Source organism: Paraburkholderia sp. CNPSo 3274 (genome assembly GCF_024206475.1).
Classification (GTDB): domain Bacteria; phylum Pseudomonadota; class Gammaproteobacteria; order Burkholderiales; family Burkholderiaceae; genus Paraburkholderia.
In genome coordinates this window covers 1-20,246 of record NZ_JAMBPR010000103.1, presented here as the reverse complement: position 1 = coordinate 20,246, position 20,246 = coordinate 1, and the positions used below count along the sequence as shown (strand labels likewise).

Genomic DNA, 20,246 nt, shown 5'->3' with positions numbered 1-20,246 from the left:
CTGAAACGATCAACGGCTTGTACAAGGCAGAGGTGATCCATCGCCTCGGACCGTGGCGCAATCCGCAGGCCGTTGAAATGGCGACGCTCGAATGGGTTGACTGGTTCAACAATCGTCGACTATTCGGCCCCATCGGCAACATTCCACCTGCCGAGGCAGAAGCCGCTTATTATTCAAAACTCGCTGGGTCCGCCATCGCGGCGTGACTCAAGCAAAACAGCCTCCGGGAAACCCGGGGCGGTTCAGTCCCACGACGCGCGATCCGTTACGGCTTGGCATGTCGCTTGTTCGTGGCATGAAAGCGGAAGCGGCAGCGCGCATTGAGATGGCTCGTGCGGTCCGGCCATTCCGCGACGTCTCCGATCTCGCACGCCGCGCGCAACTTGATCGACGCGACCTCGAGGTGCTCGCCGCCGCGAACGCCCTGCTCTCTCTCGCGGGAGAGCGGCGCGCAGCGCTCTGGCAGGCCGTTGCCGCAGTCCCCGATCGCGACCTGTTGCGCGGCGCCACCGACGACGACGCGACGCCTGAGCTCGCTCCTATGACCGAAGGTCAGCAGATCGTGAGCGACTACCGTTCGACGGGTCTCACGCTCGGCCGTCATCCACTCGCCCTCCTCCGCCCCCGCCTCGCGAAGATGCGGCTCGTGCCTTCCGATGTGCTCATGCGCTATCGCAATGGACAGCTGGCGCGCGCATGCGGCATCGTCACCGTGCGGCAGCGCCCAGGCACGGCGAAAGGCGTAATGTTCATGACGCTGGAAGACGAGGCCGGCAGCGTGAACATCATCGTCTGGCAGTCCGTGCTGGAGAAGTTCCGCCGCGAGGCGCTCGGCTCGTCGTTGCTAGCGGTCTACGGTGTGTGGCTGCGCGAGGGGGAGGTGCGGCATCTCGTTGCAAACCGGCTCGTTGACGTTACCGCTTTGCTTGGCGAGCTTCCAACCGTGAGTCGTGACTTCTGCTAGCGGAGAACGCTCGATGAACATCCATGTTGGCATCGCGCAGTATCATGGAACTGGATGCCGCGCGAGGTAGCGTCGGCTAAGATGAGCAAGGGTACGGAGTGGCCGATGTGCACAAATTACGCGGCCGCGCGCCGCGATCAACTCTTCAAGCATTTCGGGGTTGAGGCGCCGGACAGCCCGTGGCGCGACGAAGTATATAAGGACTATGCCGCGCCGATCATCCGGCGCGTCGAGGGCAGCGACCGCGCAGACCTCGCAACGTTCGGCATCGTTCCGAGGCGACACATACCTGACGGGGTCAAGGTGTTCGACACAATGAACGCCCGCGCGGAGACGGTGGGCGAAAAGCGCAGCTTTAGCGGAGCGTGGAAGAAACAGCAGCTCGCCTTGATCCCATGCGACGCCTTCTACGAACCGAACTACGAGAGCGGGAAGGCAGTGCGCTGGAAGATCGGGTTGGCCGGTGACACACCGGGCCTGTGGCGCGAGTGGAACGAGCCGGATGGCAGGGCGCTCTCATTCACCATGCTCACCGTGAATGCCCAAGACCATCCGTTGATGAAGCGATTTCACAAACCGGGAGATGAGAAACGCTCCGTTGTGATTGTGCGGCCGTCCGACTATGAAGGCTGGCTCGGAAGTCGGTCGATGGACGAGGCCCGGTCCTGTCTGAATCTCTATCCGGCCGACGGGACGCAAGCAGTTGAATATCCAGCTCCGCCGCGGAAAGCAAAGACGGCCGCTCCGACATAACCTGAATCACCTAGACTGCCAGAGTGCGGAAGCTGGAGATTGTCATGAAGCGCTTTGCTGAGTATGAAGGATGGACGATCGAAGCATCGCCGACCGTCCTCGCCAAGCAACGGCTTTTCGTAACAGGCGTTGTTGTGTCGCGCGGTGACGAGCGTTTTGTGTTTCATGACCTAGGCAACTTCGTCTATCGAGACCAGTCTACAATCGCGCCATCACGTGGGCCAAAGAGTGGATTGACAACAACTATCGGCCGTGGCCACCTGACCACCACCAATCGAGAAATCAACGCGTCCTGAACGGATGCTCGAGCAGATCGCGGCCCACGTGGGCCTGTGAACGTGGAGCCACGTCTACTCCCGACGCTACCTAGGGGCGCACTTTCGGATACTCCGAAGCCGAGATTCCGAGTCCGTTTAACTCGTTCCGGCTCGAGACCGTGTTGTCTAGGATTTGCTCAAGTGAATTGTCGGCGTCGCGATAGTTGATGCCCTGAGCCTTGTCAATGAAGTCTATGAAGTTCTTGTAGTCACGAGAATGCTCATCGAGAATCGTGGCTTTCAGCGCGGTCACGTAGTTCAGGAACGTGAAGTCGAAGGTGATCTTTTCGCCCTTACTGTAAGGTGTCGTAAGCGCCGCTTGTGTGGCGTTCACGTTGATGTGGAAATACTTCACCATAGGAATGTAGGCCAGCGTCTTCCCGGAGTGATCAATAGGGACGGCTTCATGACAATGGCCCAATAGCGTTATCGTGAACGAGCGCGCCCGGTTGTCCCAACTGGTGCGCAAGTTGGTGCCAACATCCTGGATGAACTTCATGACCGACGGGAGGACGTTTGCAGGCACGATTGCTACGTTGAAGATCTGCTTCACGAAGTCCGTGCTGAATTCGGCGAGCGCCTGTGTCGTCAACACCGTCTCGGTCGTGTTCCTGAAAGCTGACACGCCACCGGCATCAATCAAAAACCTCTGCATCTTGTGCGTCACGGGCAGGTCCCACTGATCCTTCGGCTTGCCGTCGCCGGGGAGGATGAGTCTTGGATCCTGAATTTGCTTCACATAGAGGTCCTGACGCAAGGTCGCAAAAAAACTGCATATCTTGTCGCACACGCTACGACCAGTGATGAACTGGGGGACGCCGGTCACGAAGCCGGCGCTTAAGTTCGCGAAACTGGCTATCCCGTCGGAGTCAGAAAAACGTTTTTTGTCGTATGACGGCATTTTTTGTTACCTCCATAGCTTCTGATTTGGGGGACTACCAACTGGTGTGCCGGACGACCACAAAAGTATCCTTGAAGTGACACGTCCTTGAAGCGCGATAACCATGCCGCCTGCTCCAGGGTCTCGACACCTTCAACCACCAGTGATAGCCCGACGTCCCGTGCAAGCCGAACAAGATTTTCAACCAGGGCTGCGGCCATCTTCTGACCCGGCGCTGCCTCGGTGAATTGCCGGTCGACCTTGATACCGTCGACAGTTTGCGAGGTCAAATGCGAAAGCGATGATTGACCGGTGCCAAAATCATCCAGCACAACTTTCACGCCCAGTCGGCGAATATCCTGAAGCCGTGATCGCAGTTCGCGGCTTCCAGAAAGCACCGCCGTTTCGGTTATCTCGAGCTGCAGTAGATCGGGATCCATCAGATTTTCGTTAAGGCATTCCTTGATGGTGTGCGCCAACCCTCCCCTGGCGAGTTGCACTGGCGACACATTGACTGACAGAAAGAGCCTGTTGTCACTCGCTTCCTGCCAGGCCTGGAACTCGCGGCACGCCTGCCGTAAGACGTATTCACCAAGCTGCACTATCAGACTGGAGGACTCCGCGAGCGGGATGAACTGGTCAGGCTTCAATACGCCCTTCTGCGGATGCCTCCATCGGACAAGCGCCTCGACGCCGCGTAGCGTACCTTCGACGCTAACGATCGGTTGATAGAGCACAAAAAATTCACAATTGATGATTGCGTATTGCAACGCCTGCTGTCGCTCGATCAGCGACAGCGCGCGATCAGAAAGGTCACGGGTATAGATATGAAACCGGCTTTCCCCGCCCTGGCGACCACGTTCTTTGGCCGCATACATCGCCAGGTCTGCTTTCGACAGTAGTCCAAACTCGCTGTCATCCGGATCGCTATGCAAGGCGATACCGATGCCGACGTTGACGGTGTAGTCGCGCCCACGCATGACGAATACACGTTTGAACGCCTGAATGATATCGACAGCTATCCGTTCGGCGTGCGCGAGTGCGTGCTCGCCTCGCAAGACGTACGCGAACTCGTCGCCACCTATCCGCGCCAGCAAGTCTTCCGAAGCCGCACACTCTTGAAGACGAAAGGCAACGTTACGCAACAGGTCGTCCCCGACCTTATGTCCCAACGTATCGTTGATGGCCTTGAAGTTATCCAGGTCGACGTAGATGAGCCCTACCATGCCTGGTTCTTCATTGCGCATCCATCGGCGCGCCGTTTGCAGCATGAGGTGCCGATTCGGCAGCCCAGTTAGTGAATCCGTCTCGGCCAGTTTCCGAAATCGACGGGTCACTACCACCTGCCAAGCAGCAGCAGCCAAAAGCGACAGGCTCAAAAAGGAGGCGATCGCACAGTAGAGCACCTTGGCTCGGCGATACGGAGTCAGTGCGTCTTCGGCCGAAACGCCCGCGACTACGGAGACGGGATACGCGGACAGATGGCGATATGAAACTACTCGCTGAACGCCATCCACGGGATCCTTCACGTTCTTTCCCTTCGCTCCGGTCATTGCCGAATAGGCCGAGGCGGGTGGCCCATTGGGCGACGCGGGCTCCCCACCCGCCAGTCGGGATAGCAAATAGCCGTTGTCGGACAGCACAGCCAGCATCCCGTGGAGCCCAAGGCCATCGAGGTTGTAGAACCCGTCAGTCAGAAAATTAGGATCTTCTGAGACAACGACCACCCCTGCGAATGAACCGTCAAGATGATTGAGTCGGCGGGTGAACTGAAGGGTCCAGTGTGACGAAACGCGTCCGAGCACTGGCTGGCTGATATAGAGCCCAATGTTCCCTTTCTCATGAACCCGGAAGTGCAGCCGATCTGATAGGTTCACGGCGCGCGCGTCCGGCGTCGTTGTTTGCACAACCTGTCCGGCCGTGTCGACAATCGTTACCTGTAACGCCGTATCGGCCGAGACAAGCCCTCGCTGCTTGTAGTCGGAGAGCGAAAATGTCGCCGGCGAGCGCTCGTACTCATACTTGACCCACTGCACGACTACATCGGCGTCGTGAACAGTTTTTGCGATGTGCGCCGCGAAGGCGCTGGCCAGCTGTGAACTCGTGACGACCGCGGCAGTACGGGCCTGCTCACCTTCGTCGTGAATACGTTGAACCGTAACTGCCCAGATCGTCGCAATTAACACCAGCGCGACAAGCGGGAACGTGAAAGTGCGGTCCGCGTAGGCGCTCAATACTTCGGCCAGACGACCGGGAGCCAAGGCAGCTCTCTGCGATTTCGACAGGGCCATCGCTGGTTCCCCCAAGACTTCAACGACACGAATAGTCTGAGGAAGAACCTGTTCAAATCGTGGAACGGTTACAAACTGTTTCTCATTATCTGAAATGGATATCAAGTGCTCCCGCGGTCTTCCACTCCGCCGAAAAGGCGGCGGCTGGTACCGTTGAAGACGGCGCGCGCCGGCCAATGTTCCTCTGCCGAAGTGGGTCATGTGATGGCCGCGGCAAGTTCGCCAGTCCCGTCGGCACTTTCCGCAGACCGGTAGCCAGCGATCATGCACACACTTCGGCGCGCGAGAATGCTACAGATTACGTTCTTTTTGCTACAGCGTACGGGCGAATGGGGACAAAAGCACTGTCGCTCATTGGTCAGGGGGCGAAATGGCGATCGGGCCACACGCCGGCACCCTTTTTTCGTGAAACATTCCGCGGGTACCGCCGTGCAAGCCTTGCCAGACAACGATTTTCGCCGACACGGCATGCTCCCTGGAATGTTTCACGGGGACGACAGGTTGGGCCTGAAGGTTCCCTAGTGTTCTTAGACCCTCATCGCAATCGGGTGTCGCAAAGTGCCACCTAGAGCGGAGTTCAACAACCAGTTTCTTGTGGCTCATCGCGGATTACGGTTGAACGCCCAAGTCGGAAGGAGTCCTGCATAATGTTCGATGCAAACAGGACGATCCTGAGGGGTGTGAAACAACCGGGTATCTACGGAGGCCCCTCTATGCGAACCACCCTCGACATAGATGACGACGTGCTCGCCCTCGCCCGCGCGCGCGCCGATCGGCCGCGTCATCTTGCAGTTCGCCCGCACGGCGCTGCAGCGCCCCTCAGTCGCAACCACCACGCGCAACGGGCCTGCCGGTATTACCAAACGCTCACACCGCCGGTACCGTCACGCCCGAACTCGTCAACCAGATGCGCGACGAGGCACCCTGATGGCGTATCTGCTTGACAATCACCGTACTGATTACGCTGCTCGACGCCGGTCACGTACAGCACGAGGCTGCACACGAATGGTTCGGTCGGGTCGGCCACGCGGCTTGGGCAACCTGTCCGTTGACCGAAAACGGCGTGGTGCGCATCATCGCGCTACCCGAAACACAATGGAGACGCCGGCCGCGGTCGCGCCACTCGTCGGAAACCTGCGCGCAAATCCTAGCCACATCTTTTGGTGTGACGACCTGAGCCTGCTCGATCGGGAAGCACGTCGGCGCGAGCCGCATCCTCGCGACCGACCAGGTGACCGACACGTACCTGCTCGCGCTCGCGCGCCTGCATGAGGGTGCCTTGTCCACCTTCGCCCGCCGGCTGGTGGTCGATGCGGTGCCGGACGGTGCGCCACCTCGAAGTCACTAGTTGATGCTTGGCGCGGAGGCTTGATAAAAAACGTGTCCTGCCTCACGCCAAACGATCACTTCCGGGCCGGCACCACGATTCGCATCCGCACCCGCACGCCGGGGGCAAGACAGTACCGCGGCATCTCGGCCGTCCGGACCGCTGGCAGCACGCAACCGTCCCCCCGGAAAACAGGCAGCTAACGACTGTAGATCGCCACGCACGGCTCACGGTAGATGCCGGCACCTCCTTCTCCGGTCAGTTTCAACGACATCATGCAAAGTTGCCGGCGCGCTGAACCGGCGGGTCTCTGATACGCCAAGCCAGACGCTCCACGGGCCCGCATGGCGTCGCGGGCACAGTGCCGGCGAGGGGGCGGCGCTTTGTATTGGCGTTTGGCGGACGGCGATGTACTAGGCAGGCGGGCCCCTGGCGCGCCTAGCGACCGACCTCAAGTTAGGATGACGAGATTACTGGAGGCCATGGATACTGGCGTTCGAGTTGCTTGGCGGGTTCTTCCGTCACATGGTCCATTCGACGGAATGTCTCCCAGACAGTCAGGCCTCGTTTCAGCCTGTTCTCATTCAGGCAACACCTAACCTGCAGGCGCCGTAATCACAGGTCGCCAAAGTGTCGGTACTACTGACACTCTTGGGAACATAGGCCGGGCCGCCGATATCAGGGTTCGGCGTGTCAGTAGTACTGACGCCTCGCTGTCCCTTCGAGGCACAACGTGTAACGCGGGTCAGGCCGCAACGAAGGACCGAAGTGTCGGTACTACTGACACAACACGACGCCGCCCGAGCCGTGGCGCTATCTGGAGGTCAGCGTCCATGATGGTCTCCCAAAAGCACAATCCCCACCAGCGTAGTCCGCTGCGTGGGGATCGGGCTGACCATCTCATCAAAACCCGCAAAGTTGCGGGCTTCTCTCCGGTAATTTCGATTATTGCTGCGCGCTCGGTTCTTCTCTGTACAGCTCGCTGATGAGTTGCCGGATTCGAGTCTCTTGAGCCTCGCTAAGTGACCCGGTCTTGATTTTGACGGTGAACGAGTTCACGTCCTTCGTAATGCTACCGGCCTGTTCCTTGCCCGAAAAGAACTTCGCGATGCTCCGCTCACGGGCCGCCGCTCTCGAACCCTGACGGGTGGCCTGCGCAACGATCGCGGCAGCATATCGTCCCTGGAGAATTTCTCCTTTGACAACGTCCGACCATAAGTCCTTTGCCGCAGCCAGACCCGCAGCGCCATGCTTTTTGATAGCAGACACAATTTCTTCTGCAGCATTGCACCCAAGCAGCGCGGGCTGCAAGTCCAATTGCTCCTTAATGAAATCAGGCAGCTTATCGAACGCCAAAAATTGATACAGTCCCGTGCGAGACATACCGAGGGACTCAGCGAGCCGCTTTCGATTCGGAAACTCTGCTTCCGCACGACGCAGCGAAGTCGCAATTTCATAGTCCGCTAGGTTGGACCGCCCGATGTTCTCTACCAACGCAAGAACAACCATGTCCTCATCGGAGCACTCGACTATGACGGCCTTGATTTGCTCCATTCCCAACATCTTGTGCGCACGCAATCGCCGCTCGCCAGCAACCAGCTGGTAGCCGGAATCAACGCGCCGCACCGCCACCGGCTGAACCAACCCCTTTTCGCGAATAGACTCGGCAAGATCCGAAAGCTCGGCCTCGACAAAAATCCGCCGCGGTTGCCATGGATTAGGCACAACCTCCGCAACGGGAATCGTTGCCTGGCCACCACTCGCTTCCAACTCTTGAATTTTGAGTTGTGCGGCTGCCAAGGCCCCTGCCATCCCAGGCCCTGTCTTCGGCTTCTCAACCACGGGCTTAGTCGCGTCCATCTCATCATCAGAGATTGAGGACGTCTTCCGGAGGTTGGCGGTTTGTAGAGCCATACGGTCACGAATACTGCTCATTGCGCGAGACTCCATTCGTCGACGTACATGTTGTCAATCCACCTGCAGTATTCGACCAGCGGTTGGCGCACACGCTGCACCGTCTTTGAGACCCCGTCGGATTTGCTGAGGTCAAACACCGTCGAGAGCGCAAGCGCGCCGTTGCTCATCACCGAACTCGCCGGAATCTCGGTCGTGGTCAGCCAGTCTTCGTAGGCGCGTTGCGTCCACGAGCGAACGATGGGTGCTGACGACGTCGGGCTTGTATCGACCTTCGACAAAATGACGGAGATGAAATCGTAGACCTTGTCTGACTCCTTCTCCATGAAGTTCGCGGCAATATCTGAAAACAGCCCCCAGAACGATACCGAGCTGATGAAGTCTAGGCTCTCCGGCACCAAAGGCATCACCATCGAATCAGCCGCCATCAACGCGTTCAATGTGAGGTAGGAGAGGGAGGGAGCTGTGTCCAGAATGATGTAGTCGTACTTCTTCCGCAGAGGCTCCAGGCCTTTCCGCAGGATTGCCCAAAACTGATAGCTCGGGCGAGTCTTAAGCATCGAGGGGATGAAGAACTCAGCACTGAACAGCGATGGATGCGCGGGAATTACATCCAAGCCATCCCAATAAGTTTCCTTGATGGCAGATTCCAGTCCGCCTTCCATCTCCTCGTTATAGATAAAAGGCAGAACGGTCGAATCTTCGTCGACCTCGTTCTCGGCATAGAGTCCACAGAGTTCGGAAAGGGAGGCCTGCGGGTCCAAGTCAACCACGAGCACTTTCCGTCCGCGCAACGACAACCCTTGCGAGATGCACATCGTCGTCGTGGTCTTCGTCGACCCACCCTTGAAGTTGGCAACCAGAAGAATCTTGCCGTCGGCATCACGACCAGTCACGAGCGGCGACTGATAGATTTCCGACAACTGTTGTACGTAGGTACGCGCCTCGGCCAAGGTGAACAGGCGGCTACGGCCCGTGCCGTGCGCAACGCCCGGCGGCAGCGCGCTTCCTTCCCGCGTCGCTTGGTAGTGAAGCTTGGTTCGGTCCAGGCCGCACAGGTCTGCCACTTCGGCAGTCGTAAAATTTGGCGGCGCCTTTCGCGGCCTCGGCGTGAGAATCTGCTCTCGCAGCTCAGCCGTCAGCCCGTCCAGTTTTTTCGCAAATTTGGCGATCTTCGCGAGGGGAACCTTGCGTGTGATAGCGGGAAATTCGGCTTTAGACATGGTTTTTACACTTTCACCGGAAATCGGGACGAAGCGTAGAATACTCGAAAACTTTAAAAAAATCGCTCTCAGATAAGCGAGTTTCTTAAATTTTCCACCTAACCCCTTGGAAAACAACACAAAAGGATCGAACGACACAACGAAAGGGCCAGAATTGGCGGCTCGTCCGAAAGCATTTCGAAATTTCATGGTGAGAGAAATTGTTGAAATGCGCTGAAGGAGGCGTTGGAAGAGGCGGTGAAGGTGGGTGAGAAGAATTGTTGAAATCTGCCAATTGATGTGCCCTGCCTCGTACTTTCAACAATTTCTCTCACCATCCAATTGCAGGCACATCGCCTTGGCGCACAACGCGAGGCACCTTTGCCCCGGAGAGTTCCTGCGCAGCCTGGTCGCAAGTCTCCCGGCAGCCCATAACGTAAGCGTTGCACCGGCTTTGACCGCGGGGACGACTGCAACTTGCCTACAAAAATGCTCACCATCATCAACCGGCTATCGACTTATCCACAGATGCCCTGACCGCAACCTGCCGTGCGGCGAGCCTTGCTGCTGTTCATGCCGGTAAACCGAGCAGCCCAGCTGCGCCGCGCCACAAAAATACTCACCATGCTTCAACAAAACGACTCACCCATTTCGAGCGATTTCCGGCGCAGGAACCCGCCAGGTAAGGCTTTCCGCAATCGGGCGCAATATCCAACAAAAATGCTCACCGTCAATCCGCGGCCACAGAATCTCTCACCTGGCGCTGGTAAACTTCTCACGCTCGCAATGGATTTCTCCTCACTTTCGGCCCACAAAAGTCCTCACCTCAAGCACAAAATTGCTCACCTATATGGGAATAACCCATTGTATTTACGAGTCTTTGTTTTTCCCTGTTGTTAGTCCGTTGGTTTTTGCTGTTTAAAAGATTTTGAAAAACATACAACCGTCTCCCCGGACCGTCCGCCTCCCGAAAGCAGGAAGGTGAGCAGATTTGTTGAACGGACATCTGCCTAGAGGAAGGTGATCAGAATTGTTGAAACGATCCCCGTCATGGTGAGTCTTTTTGTTTTGACATCTCACCTACGCGTGCTACAGTCTGCGCGACCGGCAACTAGGGACAGGGACCTCGATGGCAAACAACATCATGACGCGCGCAACCTCGCGCCAGCTGTCGTTTGAGCTGTTCGAGGAGATGCTCGCCACCGATACGCCAATCAATGAATCAACGAAGGAGATTGGCTATCAGCGCAATAACGTTTTTATCGACATTACCGATGTTGGCATTACAGCCAGGCGACTCCTGGATGCAGCGCACTTCATCGTGGCGCAGGAGCCGACCACCCCGAAGGTCTATGACGTCGAGCTGAGCTATTTCCGATGGCTCATGCGTTATGACAGCTACAACTACAAGCACCTGCGAACAGTGGTGTCCGAGGCTCAAAAAGCCTTGATTCAGGTTTCGACCTCGCCCCCTGGCAGCACGTCCGCGGAGGACGAGAAGTGGGTGTCCGTACAGCTCATCGGTATCGTCGGTATCGACAAAGGGCGCATCACGTTTGCGGTTCCTGAGCCGCTCATTCCGCACATCAAGGACCCGGTGAAGTCGCACTGGTTGAGCCTGAGAATCACCTCTGCCTTCACGCTTACCTATGCTCGAGCCATTTACGACCACGTCATCGGTTACGTGGCAGAAGGCATAACCGAGTGGATCGAAGTCGATGTCGTACGTGGTTGGCCTGGGAAGGCTGCATCGACTGCAACCGAATTCAAGTATTTCAAACGCGACAACCTCGACAAGGCGGTTAAGCAGATAAACGCAGTCTCCGACATCGACCTGAGCTACGAGACTCGCACCGTGAGCCCGAAGTCGAAAAAGATTGACCGGATTCGTTTCAGGCTGACGCGAAAGGAAACCGCTGGAGCCATTCGAGCGAGCCTGCTTGGCGCGCAAGAGATATACACGACGCTGAAGAACGAATTCGGCTTCACAGAAAAGCAGTTCAACACCATCTCGCAAAACCGCGCCGTGTGGTCGGATGAGCGTATTCTCCAGGCAATCGAATACACCCGCGCCAAGGTCGACTCCGGCCAAGTCAAGAAGAGTCCGGGCGCATACCTGCTAAAAGCTATCACTGATGGCTACAAGCTATCGGACGCTGACCGCAAAATGCTAACGGTACAGCAACAGCAGCAGGAGCAGGAGAGGGCGGAGTCCAGCGCGAAGCAACTGGCGACTGCGGCCGTCGCCGCAAGTACCGAGGCGGCAGAGGAACGCAGCAAAACACAGACCGTCGAGAATGCTGACCTCGGTCGTGAGGCGTATCACAAGGCAGACGGTAAGGCCCAAAAGGACTTCATGCGCGCCTTTATCGCCTCCGCGGCCGGTAAACTGGCCATCAAGCGGGTGAAGCTCAACCCGGCGACGATTCACGAGTCGGAAGTGCTGGCGCATAAGGATCTATCCTTTGCGCTCTACTCGTTCGTGTTTCTGCGCACCAAAGCGAAGGCCGCCTCCAAGGCGTAACGGTACGCGAGCTCTCGGCTTCACACCTTGTAGACTTGCTCAAGCATCTTCCCTCTAGCTGGCATTCATGGTCGTTGCGTTATGCCATGACCGCGTCACCACCGTGCTTCTCATGCGGCTGCTGACGGTGGCCGCGTCGCCGATGCACCTCCGCGCTTTGCCTATTGATTTGGAGACCGACCGGTTGATGGGTAGCGAGCATATCAATCTGCCACTTGATGTCGCTTAATGATCGGCATTCACATTGCACAACAATTCGTCCGTATTGCCGAGTTATAGGTCGGGTGCCTCAGAGACCTGATTGAATGGCATTGAAAAATAGAATGGTGATTTTGCCTGGCTGAAATTTCGCAGCGCGTGCAAGCGAAATGCCGCATCAATCTTGTGGATCGTCGCCCGTAGGTGAGTGATTTCAGCCTCGCAATCCGCCGACGCGCTGCGGGTGTTGACGAGCTCGAGCATCAGCTGCCCGTTTTCCGGTTCCAGATTGCCAACTGCATTTCTAAAGTATCCCCTCGAGTCGGTGCTTGCGAAAGGTGCACGGTTATGGGAGTGGATCCTGCCCGGCTCGGTCTGCTGGTGGGCGCCAGATACACCCGAGCCCGGCGCGGTCGCATAACAAGGCCCAAGCCGAGTATGGGATTGCAGCGTCTTCGCTGATCCAGCGGCGCACCTGCCGACCGCCGTATTCGGACATTCCGAGATAACGCGCAACGGCGCGTCCCGGCAAGCCGGTGCGACGGATAACCTCCTGAATCTCGGCTCCGCTCGGCTGTTCCCAGCCGTCCTCCGCCGATCGCAGGCAGGCGGCCCGGATTTCAATTTGATAGCTCATCCTTACCTCGAACCGTTTTTTCTTCCATGTACTTCGTGACGAGCCAGCCCCCACGGCTTTCGCCGCGGGGGATACACGCGCCCTGTGGGCGCTTGACGACCCCGGCTGGTGGTCTGCCTGGGCTATACCGGATCGTGCTGCCGCTGACGCGGCGCCGGCGCTCTCCCCATATCCGACGATGCGGACATGGGGGACCCCGTGTGCCTCGATCCGGGCGCGCGGCGCGCGCGATGCTCCCGTGATTATCCAGCCCCCACGGCTTACGCCGCGGGGGATACACGCGCCCTGTGGGCGCTTGACGACCCCGCTGTGGTCGGCCTGGGCTAAACCGGATCGTCCCGCCGCTGACGCGGCGCGCCGGCGCTCTCCCCATGTCCGACGATGCGGACATGGGGAGAGCGCCTCGATCCGGGCGCGCGGCGCGCGCGACACTCCCGTGTTTATCCAACCTCCTGGCATGCAAGGGGGAGGGGCCAGCGCGCGGCAGTCCGGTTAGCGTCGCGACAGATCGCGAGGCTGACGCGGTGGCGGTTGCTGGTTTCCAAGCGCCGTGCGGACGGCGTCGACCTGTTCGGGCGTGAGCCGCGAAACCGCTACAGACGTGGCGCGCTCATAGATCATAAGGCCGTACACGTCAGCCAGGGGGCGCGCTTTCGCACACAGCGCCCCGCCCTGGCCACGCGATTCCTGTGCGCACCAGTAGTTGATTGCCTGTTCGATTTCAGCAATGGTTAAGACGGCAGTCATGGTTGCCTCACGGGTCCGCGCGATTTCAACGCGGGCGTTGAATATTATTAAGGATGCCAAATCTTAATGCAGATTCCCGTCGTGCTCCATGAGCATGGCAACAGGTGCGCAGGGCGGCACTCGCTCGAAACCAGCCAGGGCGACGCGGGCGATGGCGCGCAACTCTTCGCGACGCATCTCTACCGGATTGCCGTTGTGATCGAGCATGCTGGCAATGCGCCGGAGCGCATCGGCGGATTGTGCCGCCGCGTCAGCAGACAGGGCCATGCGGTACAGTTCGCCGCGAACGATGCCACGGTCTCCGTACTGCCAGACAGCCAGGAGCGGCAGCAGGGCGGACAGCCACGTAGGACGGGTATTGAGCGGATCCATGTGAATTCCCCTTATGGGTGCGCCCCGACTGGGAGGCCGGGGCGGTCCGGTTAGCCGCGCAGGCGGCGCAATTCGTCAGCCAGCACCCACAAGGCACGATTCAGACGGATGTTTTGATCGATGCCCGCGACGGCTCGGGTCGTGGTCGCCTTGCCCTTCGCGTTCCGACCGTGCAGCCCACCGCGAATCATGTTTTCCTGCACACGGTTGAAGGTGGTCCAGATATCGGAGCCCTGATCCTCGACGCGACGCGGCGCGAGAATCTGCCGTTCCGTCACTGGCACAGGCGCGACCTCGTCGTAGCGCAACGCGAGCGCTGCGCGGGCGAAGGCGACCTGTTCGCCCTCATCGAGCACCGTTGCCGCCATCCCTTCGCGTTGCTCTGCCGTCTCATCAAAGCTTTTCACCACCTTGAATGCGCCTTCGATGACCTCGCCAATCACATCACCCTTGTGCGGGATGCGGATATCGTTCGTCACGTTGCCGCATACGATGCCGTTCTGGCAGGCCCAGCGAATCATTCCGGCGATCATCTGGTAGCTCGATGCGCCATTGTGCGAGTTGACCAGGATAACCTCGTTGGCTTCGCGACCGCCGATCTGGTCGGCATGCCTCAGGCGGATCATGTGCTTGGTGAAATCGCGCATGTCCTCATTGCGCACACGGGTCTGGCAGACCATGAAAGGCTGAAACCCTTCCTTGCGCAGGGCGTCGAGTACATCGACTGTCGGAATGTAGCTGTAGCGCGCCGAGCGGCTTTCGTGCGCGGTGTGGGCAAGAATGGAAGGTGCGACTTCTGCAATCTGGTCATTTGTCAAAGGATGCTGCGAACGCAGCGCGATGGCATTCCCGCTAAAACGGGTTGCAAGCTTGTTCATTTGATTCCCCAATGAAGGAGCTAACCCGGCCCGGGGCCGGGGCCGGTCAGTTAGTCGATGGCGCGCAGGATGTTGGCCGCTTCCACGTGCTGCGTGGCGAACTCACGCAACTGGTGGTAACGCTCGATGATCGTGTCATCAAGGGTCTTTTCCGCGAGGTGACAGAGGGCGAAGAGGGTGACGGTAATGCCGAAGGCATCCGCGCCCATCATGTCGCTGTAGCCGTTCATATGCCAGCGCACATGCACGCGGCCCATATTGGCCGGAGCCATGTAAAAGCCGTCATTGGAGAGGGAAAAGAAGTGCCAGAAACCTCCCTCATATCTGCTGCACAGACGCGCGGCCCAGTCATTCACCATTGATTCTCCGGTGAGGTAGTGACGACCGAGGTAGCGCGGTAGCACGTTCAGGCGCAGCTCGTCGGGAACGACAGAAGAAGTAATGCGGTTTTGAACTTCAGTGGTCATCGGATTTCCCCGGTTCGGCCATCGCTTCATTGCGAGGCACATAATAATTTTAGGACTAAAAGACCTCAATTTCAATTAATGACTAAGTTCTGTTCAATTGTATTTGTATACTGAAATATATAATCGATCGGATTTTTAAATCACCTATATAGGGGCTAAAAGCCCTATATAATTTACTTGTGCCTCGCAGTGAAGCGATGGCCGAACCGGAGAAATCTGATGACCTAACCCACCTCGAAAGCAGCCGGTGGAATTGAGTACGTTCCATACAACCGCCTTTGCCTGTCATCCCTGAACGTTCGCAAGAAAGCGCCGACCGGCATCGACGCCATGGCCGCCACCATCGCCGAAAAGGGCTTGATCCAGAACCTGGTGGTACATGAAATGAAGGGCAGCGCGAAGCCGCCGAAGCTTGGCGTCTGTGCTGGCCAGCGCCGCCTGGCAGCACTTGACCTGCTGGTTGAGCAGGGACGAATTACCAAGGACTACCAGGTGCCGGTGTTGATAGTCAGCGAAGGCGAGGCGGTGGCCGCGTCGCTGATCGAAAACCGCGAACGCGAGGCGATGAGTCTGGCGGATGAGTGCGTGGCGTTCCGGCTGCTGACGGAGGAAGGCAGGAGCGTGGCGCATATCGCGGCCCTGTTCGCGGTGCCGGATGTTGCGGTACGCCGCGCGCTGAAAATCGCCAACCTTTCGCCGTCACTGCTCGACCTGCTGCGTGATGACAGGCTCGACTACGAACAGGCGAAGGTGCTGGCCCTGGCTGATGACCACGCGACGCAGGAGCGCGTATGGGGCGAAGCCGTCAATAACTGGCAGCGTCGACCGGACGAGTTGCGTAAGGCCATCACGCTCGCGGAAATCGATGCACGCGAAAGCGCCCTGGCGCGGTTTGTTGGCCTGGACGCCTATGAGGCGGCAGGCGGACGCGTGAGGCGCGACCTGTTCAGCGACGACGCGAACGCCGGATACCTCGAAGATGCCGAACTGTTGCACCGGCTCGCAACGGAACGGCTGATCGAGCTTACACAGGCGGTCGGAAACGAAGGCTGGCAATGGATCGAGACCAGGACGCAATATCCGCCAATGGAAATCCTGCGTTGTGGCCGCATTGGCTCGACCACGCGCAAGCCCACGAAGGCCGAGAAAGCCGAACTGGCCGCGCTCACCGCAACGAACGACGCCGCCCAGGCCGCGCTCAATGCGTACTACGACGAGGACGGCGAGCCGGACGAGGAACGGGGCGAGCGTCTGGAGGCTCAGGCCACGGCGGCGACGTTTGCGGTGGACCAGTACGCGGAGCGCTTCGAGGCGTTCGACCCGGAAGAGATGAAACAGGCAGGCGCGTATGTCTATCTCGATGACGATGGGCGGGTCTGCATTGAGCGCGGGCTGGTGCGACGCGAGGCGGCAGCGACTGCGCAGGCAGGCGCAACGCACGCCGTGAGCGCACGTGCGGCGAGCGCACCGAAGGAGCGCCCGTTGCACGGAGAGAAGCTGTGCAAACGATTGACCGCGCACCGTACCGCGGCCGTCCAGATCGAGCTTGCGCAGCAACCGACCGTAGCCCTTGCTGTGCTGATGCAGCGCATGATTCCGGTCGTTTTCGATGACGTGTACGGGCGCGCGTATTTGGACTACGCGGTCAGGATCGACGTGCACACGACGCGCGAGGCGCTGGTATCGAATGCCGACGACATGGGCGAGAGCGTGGCCTGGAAGGCACTGGAAGGCGAACGCGAGAAGTGGTCACGCATGCTGCCCAGGCGCGCGGCAGACCTGCTGCCATGGCTGCTGGAACAGGGCGAGGACGTGCTGTCGAATCTCTTCGCGTTCTGCGTGGCGGCGACGGTGGACGGGATCAGCAGCGCAGACCGCCCGCACGCGGTGAACGAGATCTCGAACACGCTTGCGGTGGATCTTTCGCGCTACTGGAAGCCGACGCGCTCCGGGTATTTCGAACACGTGGCGAAAGACCGGATTGCTGCCGTTGTGGGCGAAAGCGTATCGCCCCAGGCGGCAAGCGAAGTGCGCGGCATGAAGAAGGACGCCGCAGCGACGACGGCGGAACTTCGCATGACGGACTCGGGCTGGCTGCCGGAAGTGCTGCGTAACCGGGAGGTTCCGGAGTGCGTCACGTACGGCTACCACGAGGACGACGAGGGGGAAGATGACGAAAACGGCGACGCCGCCGCCGAAGCGGACGGAGTGTCCGAAGCGCAGGCCTCGCCTGGCGAGGAGGCAGGCGAGCCGTACTGAGCGCGCGTCGCGCGTATTCGAGTAGTCCATACGAGGCCGTCCGGATGCATGTCCGGGCGGCTTTTCATTGCACGCGCGATTGCAGGGCCAAGTTACCGGCGCTCATGCCGGTTTGTCTTTTTCGGGGGGCACCGGGTCGAACGGGTTGGGCCACAGGCTTTTAACGGTGGCCTCTGCGCGCGCTATGCGCTGTTCGTGCGTCAACAGGCGTTTTTGTTCGCGCGTCAGTTCTGCGGTGAGCCAGTCGTCGGGCAACCTTTCACCGACAGGCGCAATCGGGCGCCGCTCACGCACGGCGGGGCGCGCGGCCGCCACAGCCAGGGCCGCGCCAGTTTCACTGTCGGGCACACCGCGTTCGGCTGCTACCGGGTTGGCCGCCTGCCCTGGCACATCTGCGGGAGCACGGCTGACTGCCGGGCCAGTTTCCGCCTGTGACGCGCGCGCGAGGCGGGACACGATGCCCCGTTCGCGCCGGATTCTTTTGAGTGTCAGAGCGAAGGTCTGATAGGTGAAGACGAGTCCGGTTGCGGCGAGTTCCTGGATGATCGCGGCGTACCGGACGCCCGAGTGAATGGCACGTTCGACGCTCTCGAACACGTCGCGAAGCTGGGCGGTCTTGGACCGGCCATCGGACGAAGCCGCGAGGGCGTCGAGGCGTTGCGCGCGTTGTACGGCAATCAGGGCGTCCATTTTGAGCGCTCACGTCAGGGGGAACGGGCACAGTATGCCGCGAATGATCGAAAGGTGCATCCTATCTGTTAGGTATGCGATCTTTCATGATCCGCAGGCTATACAGCGATTATTGAGAGTCGATTCATCATGACCCATGGGTGATCTATCAACCGGTGGTGGGCTGCAGGTCGAGGCACGACGTATATGTAGACGGAAATGCTGACGCATTTCCGTCTACATATACCGTGCTCCAAGGGGATACCCCTTGGAGAACCCGGCAGCCGCCGCCAACGAGCGTGCTCGGCGCCGCTTTGCAGACAGACCGGTGGCACGTGAGTCTGGGCGCACCAGCAGTTTTGCACCGAAGGAGTTGCATGCGCATCTCCGCAAAGGCGTCGGCGTGCGCGATGACCGTGAGCGCGAAGTTGGCGTGCTCGCAGCTGTGCACTTCGGGGTTTTTCATGCGCAGGCGGCGACGGGACCCTGGCGATGGCAGTACATTCTCAGCATTGTTCCTGAGGGATCCGATGAAACTCACATCTGCAAAAATGCTTGAGATCATGGAGTCGAGCCGCGAGTACCTGGCGGGCGAGCTGGCCAGGCGATTCGATACGTCGATGGCGCAGATCCACGACATGCTTTGCCCACTTGCCGAAGAAGGTCTTGTGCACATGAGCAGTCATTCATCACGCATCGTCCGCCTTCAACGGCTGTCGTTCGTGCCCCAGCCACCGAAACCGCTTGTATCAGACATGCTACATGCGCAGCTGTATCCACCCCACCGTTCGCCCGCCAGATGCATGGCTGGTTGCGGAACTACGAGCCGTCGCTCCTGAGCGTGCACAGCCTCGCGATGCTCGTCCGACCTTCACACTGAGCGCAACATGGAACTTGTCGAGCGGGATCACCCCGGGACGGTGAGGCGACATCTGAGTGCTGAAGAAGCTGCAGCTGTGCGGCGGTTCTGCGGCGACGGACAGCAAGTGCGGCCTGAGGACGTCGGACTCGTGGAAGCCGTGCTTGAAGAGATGCACGATGGACGACATGTGCGTTTGTGGCTCGAGTGCGACTGCGTCAGCGCAGACAGTGGCCGGCCGCGTTTGACAGCCCGGGTGCGTGACGACGGCCCGCGTCATTTCGTGCGCATGCATCAGTACGGGGAGCACCACTGCGCGCTGGCGTCGTTCCGGCAGACGCCGGATCCGGAAAACGTTGGGCCGGACGATGATTGCGCGCGGCCAGGTCAGCACAAACCGCTTAGACCGGTGGCCGACGCACTTGACTATTTGGACGATGTGCATGACGGCGCGGCGCGACCGGGCGGCTCGACGGGATCAGGGGGCGGCGTTGGCGAAAGGGGACGTCGCCTGCCGCGGCTCGGACGCATCCTGCACACGCTTCTTGAGGACGCCGACTTCGCACGATTGCACGTCGACGCGTTAAATGACAAGTCCAGATCGTGGGAGCGGCTCGAGGCATATGCAGCAGAGCAGGCGCTGAGCCCGCTCCTATCACTCGCGCAGATGCTCTATTTCAAGCCATGGACTCCTCTCAACAAGAAGATGACGGAGATCGACGCTCTGGTATGGCCGGAAAGGAAGGCACGCAGCGCGCTCCTGCTGTTCGTCGCCGACGAGATTCGTGCAGGCGTTGCAATAAAGAAAACAAGCATGGGCGAGTGTGTGGTGTGCCCTGAAAAGGGTATCCGCGCCGGAGGCCGCGATCAGCGACTGACGCAGCCCCCTTACTGGGTGCTCAGCGTGGTCGACCGCGATCGCGACGGCAACCCGCGCGTTCGGGAAGCGTTCGCGCAGCACGCGTATTCGTTCGCGCGTCCTGTACCT

Annotated in this window: 17 protein-coding genes and 2 pseudogenes; 9 read left to right on the top strand and 10 right to left on the bottom strand. The window is 59.3% G+C overall.

Annotation, left to right across the window (positions count from 1 at the left end; translation table 11 throughout):
- The 4 genes and pseudogenes from M3I54_RS39450 to M3I54_RS39435 all read left to right on the top strand — a co-directional run.
- Positions 1-206 (top strand): annotated as a pseudogene (locus tag M3I54_RS39450) (IS3 family transposase); the annotation flags it as partial.
- A gap of 47 nt (positions 207-253) precedes the next feature.
- A pseudogene (locus M3I54_RS39445) lies at positions 254-964 on the top strand (error-prone DNA polymerase); the annotation flags it as partial.
- Between the two features lie 105 nt (positions 965-1,069).
- Positions 1,070-1,717: an SOS response-associated peptidase gene (locus tag M3I54_RS39440; protein ID WP_254345497.1), complete on the top strand. Its 648-nt coding sequence runs from the start codon at positions 1,070-1,072 to the stop codon at positions 1,715-1,717.
- A gap of 44 nt (positions 1,718-1,761) precedes the next feature.
- Positions 1,762-2,013, top strand: a complete 252-nt coding sequence (locus M3I54_RS39435) for a hypothetical protein (RefSeq protein ID WP_254345496.1) — start codon at positions 1,762-1,764, stop codon at positions 2,011-2,013.
- A 70-nt stretch (positions 2,014-2,083) separates the two neighbouring features.
- On the opposite strand, the gene M3I54_RS39430 is transcribed toward M3I54_RS39435, so the two are convergent.
- The 4 genes from M3I54_RS39430 to M3I54_RS39415 all read right to left on the bottom strand — a co-directional run bounded on the left by M3I54_RS39430 (position 2,084) and on the right by M3I54_RS39415 (position 9,669).
- A complete protein-coding gene (locus tag M3I54_RS39430) occupies positions 2,084-2,935 on the bottom strand; it encodes a hypothetical protein (protein WP_254345494.1) in 852 nt (283 codons plus the stop codon).
- Entirely contained in the window at positions 2,890-5,205 is a 2,316-nt protein-coding gene (locus M3I54_RS39425) for an EAL domain-containing protein (RefSeq protein ID WP_254345492.1), read from the bottom strand. The genes M3I54_RS39430 and M3I54_RS39425 overlap by 46 nt, the downstream gene beginning before the upstream one ends.
- 2,272 nt (positions 5,206-7,477) lie before the next feature.
- A complete protein-coding gene (locus M3I54_RS39420) occupies positions 7,478-8,467 on the bottom strand; it encodes a ParB/RepB/Spo0J family partition protein (RefSeq protein WP_254345490.1) in 990 nt (329 codons plus the stop codon).
- Positions 8,464-9,669, bottom strand: coding sequence for a ParA family protein (locus M3I54_RS39415; RefSeq protein WP_213309323.1), 1,206 nt, complete (start codon positions 9,667-9,669; stop codon positions 8,464-8,466). Before M3I54_RS39415 ends, M3I54_RS39420 begins: the two co-directional genes overlap by 4 nt.
- Positions 9,670-10,777: 1,108 nt before the next feature.
- On the opposite strand from M3I54_RS39415, the gene M3I54_RS39410 reads away from it, so the two are divergent.
- Entirely contained in the window at positions 10,778-12,172 is a 1,395-nt protein-coding gene (locus M3I54_RS39410) for a replication initiation protein (RefSeq protein WP_254345488.1), read from the top strand.
- 273 nt (positions 12,173-12,445) lie between these two features.
- Here the strand turns inward: M3I54_RS39410 and M3I54_RS39405 are convergent, their stop codons facing one another.
- From M3I54_RS39405 to M3I54_RS39380, 5 genes are all read right to left on the bottom strand, one after another.
- Entirely contained in the window at positions 12,446-12,634 is a 189-nt protein-coding gene (locus M3I54_RS39405; protein ID WP_254345486.1) for a hypothetical protein, read from the bottom strand.
- Between the two features lie 865 nt (positions 12,635-13,499).
- Positions 13,500-13,754, bottom strand: coding sequence for a DUF3717 domain-containing protein (locus M3I54_RS39395; protein ID WP_254345482.1), 255 nt, complete (start codon positions 13,752-13,754; stop codon positions 13,500-13,502).
- A 63-nt stretch (positions 13,755-13,817) separates the two neighbouring features.
- Positions 13,818-14,126, bottom strand: coding sequence for a hypothetical protein (locus M3I54_RS39390; RefSeq protein ID WP_254345480.1), 309 nt, complete (start codon positions 14,124-14,126; stop codon positions 13,818-13,820).
- A 50-nt stretch (positions 14,127-14,176) separates the two neighbouring features.
- Complete coding sequence (locus M3I54_RS39385) at positions 14,177-15,004, bottom strand: DUF932 domain-containing protein (RefSeq protein ID WP_254345478.1); 828 nt, start codon at positions 15,002-15,004, stop codon at positions 14,177-14,179.
- A gap of 50 nt (positions 15,005-15,054) precedes the next feature.
- Positions 15,055-15,471 (bottom strand): antirestriction protein, encoded by a 417-nt coding sequence (locus M3I54_RS39380; protein ID WP_254345476.1) that lies wholly within the window; start codon positions 15,469-15,471, stop codon positions 15,055-15,057.
- A gap of 252 nt (positions 15,472-15,723) precedes the next feature.
- Here M3I54_RS39380 and M3I54_RS39375 point away from each other — a divergent pair, with 252 nt between their 5' ends.
- Complete coding sequence (locus tag M3I54_RS39375) at positions 15,724-17,730, top strand: ParB/RepB/Spo0J family partition protein (protein ID WP_254345498.1); 2,007 nt, start codon at positions 15,724-15,726, stop codon at positions 17,728-17,730.
- Positions 17,731-17,832: 102 nt separating this feature from the next.
- On the opposite strand, the gene M3I54_RS39370 is transcribed toward M3I54_RS39375, so the two are convergent.
- A complete protein-coding gene (locus M3I54_RS39370; protein ID WP_254345473.1) occupies positions 17,833-18,420 on the bottom strand; it encodes a hypothetical protein in 588 nt (195 codons plus the stop codon).
- Positions 18,421-18,667: 247 nt separating this feature from the next.
- Here M3I54_RS39370 and M3I54_RS39365 point away from each other — a divergent pair, with 247 nt between their 5' ends.
- From M3I54_RS39365 to M3I54_RS39355, 3 genes are all read left to right on the top strand, one after another.
- The gene (locus M3I54_RS39365) at positions 18,668-18,958 is read left to right on the top strand and encodes a hypothetical protein (protein ID WP_254345471.1); all 291 of its coding nucleotides are present in this window, start codon (positions 18,668-18,670) and stop codon (positions 18,956-18,958) included.
- Positions 18,930-19,238 carry a hypothetical protein gene (locus M3I54_RS39360; RefSeq protein ID WP_254345468.1) on the top strand — a complete coding sequence of 103 codons (309 nt, stop codon included), beginning with the start codon at positions 18,930-18,932 and terminating at the stop codon, positions 19,236-19,238. Before M3I54_RS39365 ends, M3I54_RS39360 begins: the two co-directional genes overlap by 29 nt.
- A gap of 48 nt (positions 19,239-19,286) precedes the next feature.
- The coding region (locus tag M3I54_RS39355) for a hypothetical protein (protein ID WP_254345467.1) at positions 19,287-20,246 on the top strand (960 nt) is incomplete at its 3' end.